This window comes from Microbacterium sp. CFBP 8794 (assembly GCF_014841235.1).
Taxonomy (GTDB): Bacteria; Actinomycetota; Actinomycetes; order Actinomycetales; family Microbacteriaceae; genus Microbacterium.
In genome coordinates this window covers 94088-107650 of the sequence record NZ_JACYTT010000006.1, presented here as the reverse complement: position 1 = coordinate 107650, position 13563 = coordinate 94088, and the positions used below count along the sequence as shown (strand labels likewise).

Sequence of the window (13563 nt, the reverse complement as noted above, 5' to 3'; positions counted from 1 at the left end):
CACGCCACGGCATCCGTGGTTCAGGTCCCGATGATGCCCACGCTCACCGCCCCGCCCGCGCCCGCGTCGAGCGACCGCGCCGCGTCGGCAGCAACGTGCGCGGGCCCGGTGCCACGCCGGCGTGCGGTAACGGGCCGGGTCAGCGGCTCCCGCGCAGCTCTCGGCGGCTCAGCGGGTGAGCGTCGTCGGTCGGCGTCTCGTCGGACTCTTCTGCTTGGGCCGCCCGTCGCTCCCGGCGCCGCTCGCTTGCTCCCTCGATGAGGTTGTAGAGGGTCGGCAGCACGAGCAGCGTCAGGAACGTCGACGACACCAGGCCACCGATCACCACGACCGCCAACGGCTGCGAGATGAATCCGCCGTGGCCCGTGATGCCCAGGGCCATCGGCACGAGCGCGAAGATCGCGGCGAGCGCGGTCATGAGGATGGGGCGTAGACGCCTCGCCCCGCCGACGATGGTCGCGTCGCGCACGCTGAGTCCCCGCGCCCGGTACTGGTTGACCAGGTCGATGAGCACGATGGCGTTGGTGACGACGATCCCGACGAGCATGAGCGCACCGATCATTCCGGCCACACCCAGGGGCACCCCGGTGATGAGCAGCATGAGGATGGCGCCGGTCGCCGCGAACGGCACCGACACGAGAAGCTCGAGCGGCTGACGCAGCGACTTGAAGGTCGCGACCATCACGACGTAGACGATCAGGATCGCCGCGAGCAGGGCGAGGCCGAGCTGGGTGAAGGCGTCCTGCTGGTCGGTCACGGCACCGCCCACCTCGGCGGTGGACCCCTCGGGCAGCTGCACGTCGGCGAGGGCCGAGGTGACGCTGGCCGATGAGCTGCCGAGGTCGTCGGTGGTGGGGGTGACGGTGATGGTGGCGGTGCGGAGCCCCCGCGACGTCGTGATCGACGGCGGAGTCTGGCTCTCTTCGACGGTCGCGATCTCGTCGAGGCGCACCGGGCCGCTCGCCGTGGGGATCTCGAGCGCGCGCAGGTCGTCGATCGTGGCGGGCGGGTTGGCGGCGGCGAGGTACACCGTCACCCCCCGACCGTCGAGCTCGACGGTGCCGGCCTGACGGGGCTGCTGCGTGTTCGACACGAGGGCGCCCACGGCGCGCTCCGACAGGCCGCGCTCGGCCGCCGCGTCGCGGTTCACGCGCACCGAGACGAACGGGAGCGACGCCGACAGGCTGCTGGTGACCTGCCCGATGCCGTCGCGTCCCTGCAGACCGTTCACAACCGCATCGCTGGCCTGCTGGAGCGATGACGAGTCGGCCGAGGTGACGTCGACGGTGATGGCGGTGGAACCGAAGCCCCCGCCCGAGGCCGCGACCTCAATCTCACCGGCGTCGGTGAGGGCTTCGAGCTCGGTGCGCACGCGTTCGCGCAGGTCGACCTGATCGACGCCCGACTGCGAGGTGATCGAGTACGTGATCCCCGACCCGCCGCCCGAGAAGGCGTCGCGCAGCGCCGATCCGCTCGAGCCGATCGAGGTCTGCACGGTCTCGACCCCGTCGGTGTCGAGCAGCACGGCCTCGACCTTCTGCGCGGCCGCGTCCTCGGCATCCAGGCTGGGGGCGGAGCCGATCTTCTGGGTGACGGTGAAGGTGTTCTGGCCCGAGTCGCCAAGGAAGTCGGTCTTCAACAGGGGCACGGTGGCGAGGGTGCCGCCGAGCACGAGCACGGCCAGCAGAAGAGTCACTCCCGAGTGCTTCAGCGTCCAGCTCAGCACCGGCACGTACGCCTTCTGCAGGCGCGAAGGCGGGGCATCCGGAGCTTCGGGGTCGATCGCGTTGCCCTCGGCGTCGCGGACCACCTTGCCGGGCCGCAGGAACCACGACGCCAGCACGGGCACGATCGTCAGCGACACCAGCAGCGACGCGGCCATCGCGATCGTCACGGTCAGCGCGAACGGGCGGAACAGCTCACCGGTGACGTCACCGACGAACGCGATGGGCAGGAACACCGCGACGGAGGTGATCGTGGATGCCGTGATCGCGGCCGCCACCTCGCGCACCGCGCGGATGATCGTGGGGATCTTGTCGGCGTCTCCGACGTAGTGCCGTTTGATGTTCTCGATCACGACGATGGAGTCGTCGACGACGCGGCCGATGGCGATGGTGAGGGCGCCGAGGGTCAGGATGTTCAGGGAGTACCCGAAGGCCTGCAGACCGACGAAGGTGATGAGCACGCTCGTGGGGATCGAGATCGCCGTCACGAGCGTCGAGCGCACCGACATGAGGAACACCAGGATCACCACGACGGCGAAGACGAGGCCCAGAAGGCCCTCCTGCGCGAGCGCCTCGATGGACTGCTGCACGAACGGCGCCTGGTCGAAGACGACGGTGAACGTCGCGCCCTCACCGAGCGAGCTCTCGAGGGCGGGTAGGGCCGCGAGCACTCCGCGCGAGACATCGACGGTGTTGGCGGCGGGGAGCTTGGTGACGGCGATGGTGAGCGCTGGCTGCCCGTCGACGCGCGAGAGCGTCGTGACCGGGTCGGTCTGCAGGGCGACCGTCGCCACGTCGCCGATGGTCGTGCGACCCGCCTGGAACTGCGACGCGTCGCTCGGAACGAGGGGGAGGGCGGTGATCTCGTCGACGCTGGTGAGCTTGGTGCCGGTCTGCACCGTCAGGGTCTGGTCGTTCTGCGTGAGCGAACCACCGGGGAACAGCACGCCGTTGGCGTCGAGGGCGTCGGTGATCGACTGCTGGCTGAATCCCCGCTCGCCGAGCCGGGTGGAATCCGGGGTGATGGTCACGCGCTGCCCGATGCCGCCGACGATCTGCGCCCCGTTGACGCCGTCGACGTCTTCGAGGTCGGGCACGACGCTCGTCTCGAGCGTGGCCTGGGTGGCCTGGGCATCGGTGAAGCCGGTGACCGCCAGCTGGATGACGGGGAAGTCGTCGATGCTCGCCGAGGCGACGGTGGTGTCGGCCGACTCGGGCAGCTGGTCGTTGATGCGCGCGATCGCCGCGAGGATCTTCTGCTGGGCGGCGGCGAGGTCGGTGCCGTAGGTGAACGACGCCGACACGATCGACGAGTTCGTCGTGCTCGTGGCGGTGGTCGACTCGAGCCCCTCGACCCCTCGGATCGCGTTCTCGATGGGCGTCGACACATCGGCCTCGACGACCTCGGGCGAGGCACCGGGATAGGTCGTCACGACCGCGAGCTGGGGGAACTCGATCGAGGGGATGAGCTCCTGCTTGAGACTCGTCAGCGCGAGCCCGCCGAAAATCGCCGCCACGATGGTGACCAGGGCGATGAGGGCGCGGTTCTTCAGGCTCAGAACGGCCAGATACGACACGAAGCACCCTTCGGGGTCGAGTTTCGATACAGAGATGTATCGACAGTAAGTATCACACGGGCCTTCCCCGCGGGATCCGCCCCGATGGCCGCGATGCGCAGAAGGCGGCGTGCGACGCGGGCGGTGACCGACCGCTGATCCCGGACGAGGCCGCCGAGCCCGTGAGGACCGGGCCCCTCAGACGAGCGAGCCGAGCGCGAGACCCGCCGCCGCCGCGAACAACGACCCCGCGAACGAGACCGCGGCGTAGTTCGCCGCGGTGCGTCCGCGGCCTTCCTCGGCGAGCAGCACCGTCGTCACCGCGACGGCGCTGAAGGTCGTGTACCCGCCCAGCAGCCCCGTGCCCACGATCCAGCGCCACGCCTCGTCGCCCGGGAGCATGCTCAGGATGCCGAGCACGAACGCGCCCGAGACGTTCACCGCGAGGATCCCCCAGGGGAAGAGCTCGCCCGTCACGCGTCGCACGGCCGTGTCGAGGAGGAACCGCAGGGCCGCACCGACTCCGCCGGCGAGGGCCACGGCCACGAAGACGAGGGGATTCATCGCTGTCGCCGTCCGCCGCGGCCCCATATCAGGCCGCCCCAGGCCGCCGCGGTCCCCAGCGCCACCGTGCCCACGCCCCACCACAGCATGGCCGGTCCGGCCGCTTCGACGGCGAGCGCACTGTACGTCGTGAACCCACCGAGCACCCCGGTGCCCACGAACAGCTGCACGCGCTGCGCGCGCGCGGATCCCGGCATCCGGGACCTCCAGCCGAACAGCACACCGATCGCGAACGCCCCCACGACGTTGATGATCGGCACCAGAGCCGGGCCGAGGTCGTCGCCGAGTGCCAGGGTGACACCGGCGCGGATCGCCGTGCCGATGGCACCGCCGACGGCGACGAGGACGACGTCACGCCACATGCTCACCGCGCCACCCTACGCCCGTGACCGGCGCGCGCACGTGAGCTCACTCCCCGAGGATCAGACGCCGGATCGCGGCGTCCTTCGACCCGCCCAGTTCCATCGTGCGTCCCTTGCGGTACAGCGAGAAGACGCGGGGGTCGATGTAGCTCGACCGGGCCACGGCGGGAGTGTTGCCCAGCGCCTCGGCGGTCGCGCGCACCGCGGCGATCTCGGCCTTCTTGCGCTCGTTCTTGCCTCCCACCGCGCCGACCTTGGCAAGCGATTCCGCGGCGAGGATCGTGCCGCGCAGCGTGCGGAAGTCCTTCGCGCTGAACGGCCCGCCCGTCAACGAGCGCACGTACGCGTTGACGTCACCGGGCGTGAGCGGAACGCGGCGGCGCCCGCGCGTGTAGCTGAGCAGGGCCGCACGCGAGCGACCCAGCGCCAGTTCCGCGACGAGCGAGGCAAGCTCTTCGTCGTGCAGCGTCAGATCGGCGCGCTTGCCGCTCTTGGCCGGGAACGACAGGCGGATCATGTCGCCCTCGACCGTCGCATCGCGGCGCTGCAGGGTCGTGAGGCCGCGGCTGCCGTTCGTGACGAAGTAGCGGGCGTTGCCGACGCGCGGGGCGACCAGGTCGAGGAAGCGGAACGACACCGCCAGCACCCGCTCGCGGTCCCCTTCGCTGCGGCGCAGCGATTGAGTGACGCGCGCTCGCGCCCGCGGCAGTGACTCGGCCAGTTGGAGGGCGCGGGCGAACTTCCCCTTGTCCTGTCGTTTCGACCAGTCGGCGTGATACGTGTACTGCCGGCGTCCGGCCTCGTCGGTCCCGACGGCCTGGATGTGGGCGTTCGCGTCTCTCGCGATCCACACCTCACGCCACGCGGGAGGGATGACCAGACCCCGCGCACGCTCGGAATCGCGCTCGGGCGCAGCGGCACCCGTGTGATCGACGAACCGGAAGCCCGTGCCCGATCGGACCCGCCGATAGCCCGGGTCTTCGTAGGGGCGTACGCGCAGAAGGCGTGGCATGCGTCAGTGGTCGCGGAGCATGTCGATCAGCTCCGCCTTCTTCTTGCCCGAGTAGCCGGTGAGTCCGAGCTCCTTCGCCCGCGCTCTCAGCTCGGCGACGGTGCGGTCCGCATAGTTCTCGGCCTTCCCGCCCGTCGCCCCCACCGAGCCGCGGCCCCGGGCCGCCGCCGCGTTGGAGATGCGGGCAGCCTTCTCTTTCGAGTCGCCCTGCGCGCGCAGGGCCTCGTAGAGATCGGGGTCTTTCACGCTGCGCGATCCTCGCCGTTCCGGCATGGCCGCCTCCCTCCGTCGGAGCACCGACGCTACGACCCGGCGGGCGCGGGGCCTGTCGGGCTTGACACGGCGCGGCCGAGCGACCGTGTTATCGCGCGCGAGCCTGGCTAACAGCGGGCTCATAGGATCGTCAACCCCGCGCGGTCATCCGAAGGGTGGTGGCACGGTGGAATCAACCACTCGCCCGGTTCCGTGTTTCGACGCGGGCACAGCATCCGCGTCTCGACGTGGACACAGCAAGGAGTCCCCCCATGAACATCTTCCTGATCATCATCATCGTCGCCGCGATCGTCATCGCCGTGGTCAGCGGACTGAGCCAGGCCGCGAACTTCCTGCTCTGGATCGCGATCATCGTCGGCCTCATCGCCCTCATCGTGCTGTTGTTCCGCCTCATCAGCGGCCGCAAGCCCGTCTGACTCACCGAGGAGCGGCGCGTTTCGGGTGCGCGCCACCCCTCTCCCCCCGGCGGGTTCCCCCGCCCCGGATGCCACGTCCTCGGTGAGGGCGTGGCATCCGTGTTTTCGCGGGGCGGCGCTGCCGTGCGAGCAGCGCCCCTGCGCCATCACCGCATGGGGTCTTGACGAACTCGCGATATATCTCGATACTGTCCCTAACGCGATATATCGCGAGTGAGGAGCACCAGCATGGAGAAATGGATCGTCCATCCCGGCGAGACCCGCGTCATCGACATCGAGTCGCTGCGCGAACTCAAGATCGGCCTCGTCGGCGGACAGGTCGACGTCATCGCGCATGACGAGCCCGACGCGCGCATCGAGGTGCACGGCGTCACCGTCAAAGACCTGCGCATCGAGATGATCGACGGCCGCCTCGAGATCGACCACCCGCAGCTGCGGTGGGACAACTTCCTCGAAGTGTTCCGCAACTTCGGCGCCGGCGGCCCCAAGGCCGAGGTCAGCGTCGCCGTTCCCCGCACGGTCGCCCTCACCCTCGGCGTCGTCAGCGCGAGTGCCCTCGTCTCGGGCCTGCGCACCGACGCCCGCCTCAACACGGTCTCGGGCGACATCATCGTCGACGGCCTCGTCGGCGACGTCACCCTCAACGCCGTCTCGGGCGACGTGCAGGTGCGCGAGCTCGAGGGCGCCCTCAGCGCCAACAGCGTCTCGGGCGACGTGGCCGTCACCGGCGCCGTCACCAAGGCGTCGATCGACACCGTCTCGGGCGCGATGCTCGTCGACTCCACGGGTGCGACCCAGTCGATCAGCCTCAACTCCGTCAACGGCACCGCCACCGTGCGTCTGGATCGCTCGCTGCCCGCGAACTACGTCTCCCGCTCGGTGAGCGGGCGCGTGCAGATCGACGGTCACGTGCGTTCGGGCTCCGGCCCGACCAACTACACCGGCTCGACCGGCACCCTCGCGGGGTCGTTCGTCGACGTGCGAGCGAACACCGTCTCGGGCGAGATCACGGTGCTCCGTCGCGGCATCTCGGGCCTGCGTCCCGAGGAACTCGCCGGAGAGGAGGAGTGGTGATGAGCCCCGTCTTCTCGCACGGCGACCTTCGCCTCTACATCCTGAGCCTGCTCGACGAATCGCCCCGGCACGGATACGACCTCATGCAGGCACTCGGCGAGCGCACCGGCGGCACCTACTCGCCCTCGGCCGGCACCATCTATCCGCGTCTGGCGAAGCTCGAAGAAGAAGGCCTGGTCACCAAGACCGTCGACGGCCGCAAGACGGTCTACGAGATCACCGACGCCGGTCGCGCCGAGGTCGCCTCCCGCGCGGGCGACCTCGAGGGCATCCAGGCGGGGTTGGCCGACAGCGTCCGCCTCATCGCCGACGAGGTCCGCGGCAGCGTGCGCGACGCCATGCGGAGCCTGCGCGCCGACCTCGCCGCCGCCTCCCGTGAGGAACGCGAGCACGCGCAGTCCGCCCCCGTCGACGACGCCCGTTCCCGCAGTCGCGAGCAGCTGTCTCGCGCCGATGCGGCGATCAACGAGTTCCGCGGGCGCGTGCGCTCGGAGCTTCGGGCGCACGTCTCGCGCGGCGGCGAGCTCGCGGCATCCGGAGTCGACGACATCGAGACGGCGCTGCGCCAGGCGTCCGACGCGGTCACCCGCGCCATGCGCGGCTGACCGGTCAGCTCTCCCAGGGCAGTTGCTCCTCGGGGCCGGCCGCCTCGCTCACCGGAACCACCAGCACCGGACGGTTCTGCCGGTGGGTGAGCCGGGCGGCCACGGAGCCCGTGAGGAACTCGCGCAGCGACTCGCCCAACCCCCGCTTCCGCGTTCCGACGACCAGCAGCGAGGCGCCGAGCTCGTCGGCGAGGCCGATCAACGCCAGAGCCGGGTCGCCGATCACCGGGCGCACGCGCCACGGCGTCGGATCGCCCGCGAGGATCTCGGTCGCTGCCCGCTGCACCTCGTCGAGTGCCGCCTTCGCCGCGGCTCCCGCCACATCGACGGTCGACGAGTGCACGTAGCCGTCGGGGTCTTCGAACGCCACGAAGCGGGTGGTGTCGACGTAGGCGATCACCAGTTCTGCCTGGGCGAGCGCTGCATACCGCGCCGCTTCCCGCACGACTCGGGGGGACTGACCGGGCACGACCCCGGCGATCACCGGGCCGGAAGCCGTGTGCGGGCGAGGGGAGTCGGTCATGCGCGCGGGCCTTTCGTCGGTGCGGCCACGTCGCCGGCATCCCGCCCGACGGCTGGGGAGGAAGGCGCCGTGATATCCTGGGTGTTACTCTTACCGGCTCGGTCCGGAACCGCAATACGCAGGGCCCGAAGCACGGCCCTCGACGTCGATCGTGAGGGGGTCTCGCATGGGGCGTGGCCGTCAGAAGGCGAAGAACACCAAGATCGCCCGTGAGCTGAAGTACGACACCTATTCGGTGAACTACTCGGCTCTCGAGCGCGAACTGGGTGCACCCGAAGCGGGTGAAGACGCGTACGTCGACAAGTGGGCCGACGAGTACAGCGGCACCTACGAAGACGAGAAGGCGTAACGCCCGGGCGTCGTCACCATGTGGCGCCCGTACGGCGCTCCCAGGACTGCTCGATCGTCTCGCCACGCGAGACGATGAAGCCCGCCGGAATCACGAGGATCACCGCTGCGCCCAACAGGAGCAGACCGGCGGTCCAGCCTCCGGTGAGTTCGTGGGTGACTCCGATCGCGAGGGGCATGAGCGCGGCGATGCCGTAGCCCACGCTCTGCACGAGCCCGCTGAGCGCGACCGCCGTGTCATGCGAGCGCGTGCGCAGGCCGAACAGCACCAGCACCATGGGGAACATCAGCGGGGGTAGCCCGATGAGCACGACCCAGAGAGTGGTGGCGAGCGTCGGGGCGAACAGCAGACCGGCGACCCCGGCGAGCCCGGCCCCCACCGCCACGACGTAGAACGGTGCCGTGCTGCGCATCCGCCCGACGAGCAGAGGAACGACGAGCGAGACGGGCAGGCCCATGAACGAGAACAGGGCCAGCAGACTGCCGGCCTCGGCCGGTTCCACGCCCGCGACGTCGATGAGCAGCGGCGGGAGCCACGCGAACAGGCCGTAGGCGACAGACGAGTTCACCGCGAATGTCGCCACGAGCGCCCACGTCTGCGGCACCCGCACGATGCGCGAGAGCACCGACGCACGCGGGGCCTCGACGATGTCGGCGCGCGACGCGCGGGCGCGCAGGCTCATCGCGATCCACGGCACCACCGCGGCGACGGCCACCACCGCCCACACGAGGAACGATCCGCGCCACCCGACCGCGTCGGCCAGCGGCACCGCGACGAGCGGGGGCGTGAAGGTCGCGACGGCCATGGTCGTGGAGTACACCGTCGTCATCACGCCGATCCGCGTCGGGAAGTACTTCTTGACCACCGCCGGCAGCAGCACGTTCGCGATCCCGACGGCCCCGAAGACCCCCGCGGTCGCCGCCAGCAGGCTGAACGCGTCGACCGCGGCCGCCCGCAGGCCGAGCATCGCGGCGGCGACCACTGCGGCCACCAGCACCAGGCGCTCCAGACCGATCCGTCGCTCGATCGCCGGGGTGACGGTGCCGGCCAGCGCGAACGCCACCGGGGGCGCCATGCCGATGAGGCCCACGATCGCCGCGGGCACGTCGAAGTCGCGCTGGATCGTCGTGAGCAACGGCGACAGCGACGCCACGGCGATGCGCAGCGTCAGCGCGAGCAGAACGATGGCCGCCGCAGCGAGCGCGGCCATCCCCGCCCGGCGCGGGGTCACGACTCCTGGCTGCCCTCGACCCAGGCGAGGTACTCCGGCGACACGGTGCCGGTGACGTACCGGCCGTCGAAGCAGCTCATGTCGAGGTCGACCAGGTCGGTGCCCTCCATGATTGCGGCCTTGAGGTCGTCGACCTCCTGGTAGACCAGGTAGTCGCAGCCGAGCTCCTCGGCGATCTCGGGGATCGTGCGGTTGTGCGCCACGAGCTCTTCCCGCGAGGGCATGTTGATGCCGTACACGTGCGGGAAGCGCACGGGAGGAGCGGCCGAGGCGAACGTCACGCTCTTGGCCCCGGCATCCCGCGCCATCTGGATGATCTCGCGGCTCGTCGTGCCGCGCACGATGGAGTCGTCGATGAGCAGGACGTTCTTGCCCTTGAACTCGCTCGACATCGCGTTGAGCTTCTGGCGCACGCTCTTCTTGCGCACCGCCTGCCCCGGCATGATGAACGTGCGGCCGACGTAGCGGTTCTTGTAGAAGCCCTCGCGGTACTCGATGCCGAGCTTGCGCGCCACCTGCATGGCGGCGGGGCGCGAGGAGTCGGGGATCGGCATGACCACGTCGATGGTGCCGGTGGGGGTGTACTTCGCGATCGTGTCGGCCAGGCGCTCGCCCATTCGCAGTCGCGCCTCGTAGACCGAGATGCCGTTCATGATCGAGTCGGGTCGGGCGAGGTACACGTACTCGAACGAGCACGGCGCGAGCGTCGACTGCGTCGCGCACTGCTGAGCGTGCAGCGTGCCGTCGAGGGTGATGAACACCGCCTCGCCGGGCTCGACGTCGCGGACGACCTCGAAGCCGGCGTTCTCGAGCACCAGGGATTCGGATGCCACGATCCACTCGTCGCGCGGCTCGCCGCCGGGGACCTCCGGCGCGGGACGCTTGCCGAGGATGAGGGGGCGGATGCCGAACGGGTCGCGGAACGCGAGCAGACCGTAGCCCGCGATGAGGGCGATCGAGGCGTACGAGCCCTCGACGCGCTCGTGCACGCGCCCCACCGCGCGGAACACCTGCGCGGGGTCGAGGTCGGGTCCGGTGATCTCGGACTGCAGCTCGGAACCGAGGATGTTCACGAGCAGTTCGGTGTCGCTGCTGGTGTTGAGGTGCCTGCGGTCCTTGTGGAAGAGCTCGCCGGTCAGCTCGCGCGTGTTCGTGAGGTTGCCGTTGTGCACGAGGACGATGCCGTAGGGCGCGTTGACGTAGAAGGGCTGCGCCTCTTCCTCGTTCGACGCGGTGCCCTTGGTGGCGTACCGGACGTGGCCGAGGCCGATGTCGCCGAGCAGCGCGCGCATGTCGCGCGTGCGGAACGCCTCGCGCACCTGGCCGCGGGCCTTGTAGATGTGGAAGACGCCGCTGGACTCGGCCGTGGCCATGCCCGTCGAGTCCTGACCCCGGTGCTGCAGGAGCAGAAGCGCGTCGTAGATCTCTTGATTGACCGGGCCCTGCCCGGCCATGCCGACGATGCCGCACATGGGGTGTTAGCTCGCTCCGTTCGCCGGCGCACCGGCATCCGCGTAGGTTCCGACCAGGCGCACGGCGCCTCCGTCGACGCCCTTCGCGCCCTGTTCGAATTCTCCGTCGGGGCGCGCGTCGTCGCGTACGACGCCGACCTGCCACGTGGCGATGCCGTCGGCCTGGAGCGCCGAGATCGTGGCATCCGCAGCCTCCGGCGCGACGACCGCGAGGAAGCCGATGCCGAGGTTCCATGTGCCCTCGGTCGCGGTCAGCTCGAGCCCGCCCATGTCGGCCAGCACGCGGAACACCGGCGACGGGCTCCACGTCGAGCGGTCGACGTCGACCCACGTGTTCTGCGGCAGCACGCGCGCGAGGTTGGCGGCGATACCGCCGCCGGTCACGTGGCTGAGGGAGTGGATGCCGGAACCCGTGGCCGCGTCGTCGAGCAGGCGCAGGAGCGGCGAGGTGTACAGGCGCGTGGGCTCGAGGAGCGCTTCGCCCCACGTGCCGCCGAGCTCGGCCGACGCCGCGCCATACGCGATGCCCGCGCCGGTGATGATGTGGCGGACGAGCGAGTAGCCATTGGAGTGCAGACCGCTCGAGGCGAGGGCCAGCACGACGTCGCCGCTGCGCACGCGGTCGGCGCCGAGGATGCGGTCGGCCTCTACCACGCCGGTCGCGGCCCCCGCCACGTCGTAGTCGTCGATGCCGAGCAGGCCCGGGTGCTCCGCGGTCTCGCCGCCGACGAGCGCGGTGCCCGTCATGGCGCAGCCGCGCGCGATACCCGCGACGATGTCGGCGATGCGCTGCGGCACGACCTTGCCGCACGCGATGTAGTCGGTCATGAAGAGCGGGCGGGCACCGACCACGACGATGTCGTCGACGACCATGCCGACGAGGTCTTCGCCGATCGTGTCGTGCTTGTCGATGGCCTGGGCGATCGCGACCTTCGTGCCGACGCCGTCGGTGCTGGTCGCGAGCAGGGGACGCGCGTAATCGCGCAACGCGGAAGCGTCGAAGAGACCGGCGAATCCGCCGACCCCACCGAGCACCTCGGGCCCGTGCGTGCGGCGCACGGCCGACTTCATCAGTTCGACGGCGAGGTCTCCGGCGGCGGTATCGACGCCTGCGGCGGAGTATGGGTTTTCGTGGGGAGCGGAAGCCACCGGAACAGACTACCCGGGGTGGACACGCGCGGGTGTCCAGTGCGGCGCGGCGGGGCTGTGGGACGGGTGGGTGGGGGCCGTGGCGTGGGGTCTCGTGACGAGTGGAGGGGCCCCACCGCCGGGCGACCACGCGCACGGGCCCCGCCCCCGATCCTCGGGTGCGCCGCGCGCAAGGCCCATCCGCCCCCGATCTCGCGTCCTACAATGACGCCATGACGGGCGGCCAGCCGCAGTGGACGATCCGCGAGGACGCGGCGCAACCGGTGCTCGTCGCGCTCTTCCTTCGCCAGGTTCTCGGCATCCGGTCCCCCGAGGAACTGCCCGCTCTGCGGCGCGTTCCGCCGTCGACGGTCGGGGAACGCACGGATGCCGCGCAGTCCCAGCTCGAGCGGGAGTGGCGCGAGTACTGGGCGATGACGGTCGAGCCGCAGGCGCACCCCTCCCCCGTGCCGCTCGAACTGGTCGACGGGTTCGAGACGCTCGTCGCGCTTCCCGTGGAGGGTGCCGATGCCCTGCGGCAGGAGATCGTCGCCCATGCCGACGACGCCGTCGACTACGCCCGTCATGCCCACGACCGGTACTCCCGCGAGGCGGCGGCGCGTCCGGGGGTGTCGTACCGGGCCTATGCCAGTGCGATCGCCGCGCACGAACGCGTCGTCGGACGCCGCGCGCACTCGTTCGAACTGAACGTGCAGGTGCTCCCGCTGACTCAGCGCGGGGTGTGGTGGATCGGCTCGCTCACCGTGGCGGTGACCGACGGGCTGCGGGGGGACGTCGCGGCATTCGACACCGCGATCCACCCGATCATCGCGGAACTGGCCTGATCAGGCCCCGTGCCGCTCGTGGTCGACGATGACCTGACGCGTACGGCTGCCCACGGTGCGCTCGAAGATCAACGCGACGACGGCCCCGACGGTGCACCCGACGACGATGCAGATGAGCGCCGTGAAGCCGAACACCTGAAGCTCCGAGTACACCACCTGCGTGTACGGGCTCATGCCGCTGCCCTGGATGGCGAAGGTCAAAATGAGCGCGACCAGGATGCCGATGAAGGCCCCCGCCGCGAGGAAGACACCGTACTTGGGTGCGCGGCGCACGCTGACCGTCTCGATGTCATCGCGCACGGGAGACGGTCGTTCGGGGGCGGGCTGCTCGGCCATACCCCTATTCTCCCACCGCGGCGCGTCGGACGGGTCGCGCATGCCTCGCCGACGTGACACCGCCTGGCGCACGGCCTGCGGCGCACGAGTAGG

15 protein-coding genes are annotated in these 13563 nt (G+C 70.5%); 5 read left to right on the top strand and 10 right to left on the bottom strand.

Annotated features, from left to right (window positions below):
• Nucleotides 1-139: 139 nt before the first annotated feature.
• The 5 genes from IFU19_RS15670 to IFU19_RS15650 form a co-directional block, all read right to left on the bottom strand.
• Nucleotides 140-3301: an efflux RND transporter permease subunit gene (locus IFU19_RS15670; RefSeq protein ID WP_191916161.1), complete on the bottom strand. Its 3162-nt coding sequence runs from the start codon at nucleotides 3299-3301 to the stop codon at nucleotides 140-142.
• Between the two features lie 177 nt (nucleotides 3302-3478).
• Nucleotides 3479-3844, bottom strand: a complete 366-nt coding sequence (locus tag IFU19_RS15665; RefSeq protein ID WP_191916162.1) for a fluoride efflux transporter FluC — start codon at nucleotides 3842-3844, stop codon at nucleotides 3479-3481.
• Nucleotides 3841-4206 (bottom strand): fluoride efflux transporter FluC, encoded by a 366-nt coding sequence (locus IFU19_RS15660; protein ID WP_191916232.1) that lies wholly within the window; start codon nucleotides 4204-4206, stop codon nucleotides 3841-3843. The genes IFU19_RS15665 and IFU19_RS15660 overlap by 4 nt, the downstream gene beginning before the upstream one ends.
• A gap of 46 nt (nucleotides 4207-4252) precedes the next feature.
• The gene (locus IFU19_RS15655) at nucleotides 4253-5218 is read right to left on the bottom strand and encodes a DNA topoisomerase IB (protein WP_191916163.1); all 966 of its coding nucleotides are present in this window, start codon (nucleotides 5216-5218) and stop codon (nucleotides 4253-4255) included.
• Nucleotides 5219-5221: 3 nt separating this feature from the next.
• Nucleotides 5222-5491, bottom strand: coding sequence for a DUF7218 family protein (locus IFU19_RS15650; RefSeq protein ID WP_191916164.1), 270 nt, complete (start codon nucleotides 5489-5491; stop codon nucleotides 5222-5224).
• A 251-nt stretch (nucleotides 5492-5742) separates the two neighbouring features.
• Between IFU19_RS15650 and IFU19_RS15645 the strand changes: the two genes are divergently transcribed.
• The 3 genes from IFU19_RS15645 (at nucleotide 5743) to IFU19_RS15635 (ending at nucleotide 7586) form a co-directional block, all read left to right on the top strand.
• A complete protein-coding gene (locus IFU19_RS15645) occupies nucleotides 5743-5907 on the top strand; it encodes a hypothetical protein (RefSeq protein WP_191916165.1) in 165 nt (54 codons plus the stop codon).
• Nucleotides 5908-6135: 228 nt separating this feature from the next.
• The gene (locus IFU19_RS15640; protein WP_055831914.1) at nucleotides 6136-6981 is read left to right on the top strand and encodes a DUF4097 family beta strand repeat-containing protein; all 846 of its coding nucleotides are present in this window, start codon (nucleotides 6136-6138) and stop codon (nucleotides 6979-6981) included.
• The gene (locus IFU19_RS15635) at nucleotides 6981-7586 is read left to right on the top strand and encodes a PadR family transcriptional regulator (protein WP_055831916.1); all 606 of its coding nucleotides are present in this window, start codon (nucleotides 6981-6983) and stop codon (nucleotides 7584-7586) included. Before IFU19_RS15640 ends, IFU19_RS15635 begins: the two co-directional genes overlap by 1 nt.
• Before the next feature lie 4 nt (nucleotides 7587-7590).
• Here IFU19_RS15635 and IFU19_RS15630 read toward each other — a convergent pair whose 3' ends face one another.
• On the bottom strand, nucleotides 7591-8109 hold the full coding sequence (locus tag IFU19_RS15630) for a universal stress protein (protein WP_055831918.1): 519 nt from the start codon (nucleotides 8107-8109) through the stop codon (nucleotides 7591-7593).
• Between the two features lie 166 nt (nucleotides 8110-8275).
• On the opposite strand from IFU19_RS15630, the gene IFU19_RS15625 reads away from it, so the two are divergent.
• On the top strand, nucleotides 8276-8458 hold the full coding sequence (locus tag IFU19_RS15625) for a DUF3073 family protein (protein WP_055831919.1): 183 nt from the start codon (nucleotides 8276-8278) through the stop codon (nucleotides 8456-8458).
• Nucleotides 8459-8471: 13 nt separating this feature from the next.
• On the opposite strand, the gene IFU19_RS15620 is transcribed toward IFU19_RS15625, so the two are convergent.
• Genes IFU19_RS15620 through purM form a run of 3 tightly spaced genes read right to left on the bottom strand, consistent with a single transcriptional unit; the run spans nucleotide 8472 to nucleotide 12310 of the window.
• The gene (locus tag IFU19_RS15620; RefSeq protein ID WP_235560512.1) at nucleotides 8472-9689 is read right to left on the bottom strand and encodes an MFS transporter; all 1218 of its coding nucleotides are present in this window, start codon (nucleotides 9687-9689) and stop codon (nucleotides 8472-8474) included.
• On the bottom strand, nucleotides 9686-11161 hold the full coding sequence (gene purF / locus IFU19_RS15615; protein WP_055831924.1) for an amidophosphoribosyltransferase: 1476 nt from the start codon (nucleotides 11159-11161) through the stop codon (nucleotides 9686-9688). Before purF ends, IFU19_RS15620 begins: the two co-directional genes overlap by 4 nt.
• A 6-nt stretch (nucleotides 11162-11167) precedes the next feature.
• Complete coding sequence (gene purM / locus IFU19_RS15610) at nucleotides 11168-12310, bottom strand: phosphoribosylformylglycinamidine cyclo-ligase (protein ID WP_191916166.1); 1143 nt, start codon at nucleotides 12308-12310, stop codon at nucleotides 11168-11170.
• A 212-nt stretch (nucleotides 12311-12522) separates the two neighbouring features.
• On the opposite strand from purM, the gene IFU19_RS15605 reads away from it, so the two are divergent.
• Nucleotides 12523-13134, top strand: a complete 612-nt coding sequence (locus IFU19_RS15605) for a hypothetical protein (protein ID WP_055831928.1) — start codon at nucleotides 12523-12525, stop codon at nucleotides 13132-13134.
• Here IFU19_RS15605 and IFU19_RS15600 read toward each other — a convergent pair whose 3' ends face one another.
• On the bottom strand, nucleotides 13135-13470 hold the full coding sequence (locus tag IFU19_RS15600; RefSeq protein ID WP_055935549.1) for a hypothetical protein: 336 nt from the start codon (nucleotides 13468-13470) through the stop codon (nucleotides 13135-13137). It lies immediately after the preceding gene.
• Between the last annotated feature and the right edge of the window lie 93 nt (nucleotides 13471-13563).

Excerpts from the sequence above, each read along its gene's own strand:
- IFU19_RS15665 (WP_191916162.1), bottom strand. The coding sequence starts at position 3,844 with ATGAATCCCCTCGTCTTCGTGGCCGTGGCCCTCGCCGGCGGAGTCGGT.
- purF (WP_055831924.1), bottom strand. The coding sequence starts at position 11,161 with ATGTGCGGCATCGTCGGCATGGCCGGGCAGGGCCCGGTCAATCAAGAG.
- IFU19_RS15635 (WP_055831916.1), top strand. The coding sequence starts at position 6,981 with ATGAGCCCCGTCTTCTCGCACGGCGACCTTCGCCTCTACATCCTGAGC.
- IFU19_RS15600 (WP_055935549.1), bottom strand. The coding sequence starts at position 13,470 with ATGGCCGAGCAGCCCGCCCCCGAACGACCGTCTCCCGTGCGCGATGAC.
- IFU19_RS15660 (WP_191916232.1), bottom strand. The coding sequence starts at position 4,206 with ATGTGGCGTGACGTCGTCCTCGTCGCCGTCGGCGGTGCCATCGGCACG.
- IFU19_RS15630 (WP_055831918.1), bottom strand. The coding sequence starts at position 8,109 with ATGACCGACTCCCCTCGCCCGCACACGGCTTCCGGCCCGGTGATCGCC.
- IFU19_RS15650 (WP_191916164.1), bottom strand. The coding sequence starts at position 5,491 with ATGCCGGAACGGCGAGGATCGCGCAGCGTGAAAGACCCCGATCTCTAC.
- IFU19_RS15640 (WP_055831914.1), top strand. The coding sequence starts at position 6,136 with ATGGAGAAATGGATCGTCCATCCCGGCGAGACCCGCGTCATCGACATC.
- IFU19_RS15655 (WP_191916163.1), bottom strand. The coding sequence starts at position 5,218 with ATGCCACGCCTTCTGCGCGTACGCCCCTACGAAGACCCGGGCTATCGG.
- IFU19_RS15605 (WP_055831928.1), top strand. The coding sequence starts at position 12,523 with ATGACGGGCGGCCAGCCGCAGTGGACGATCCGCGAGGACGCGGCGCAA.
- IFU19_RS15625 (WP_055831919.1), top strand. The coding sequence starts at position 8,276 with ATGGGGCGTGGCCGTCAGAAGGCGAAGAACACCAAGATCGCCCGTGAG.
- IFU19_RS15645 (WP_191916165.1), top strand. The coding sequence starts at position 5,743 with ATGAACATCTTCCTGATCATCATCATCGTCGCCGCGATCGTCATCGCC.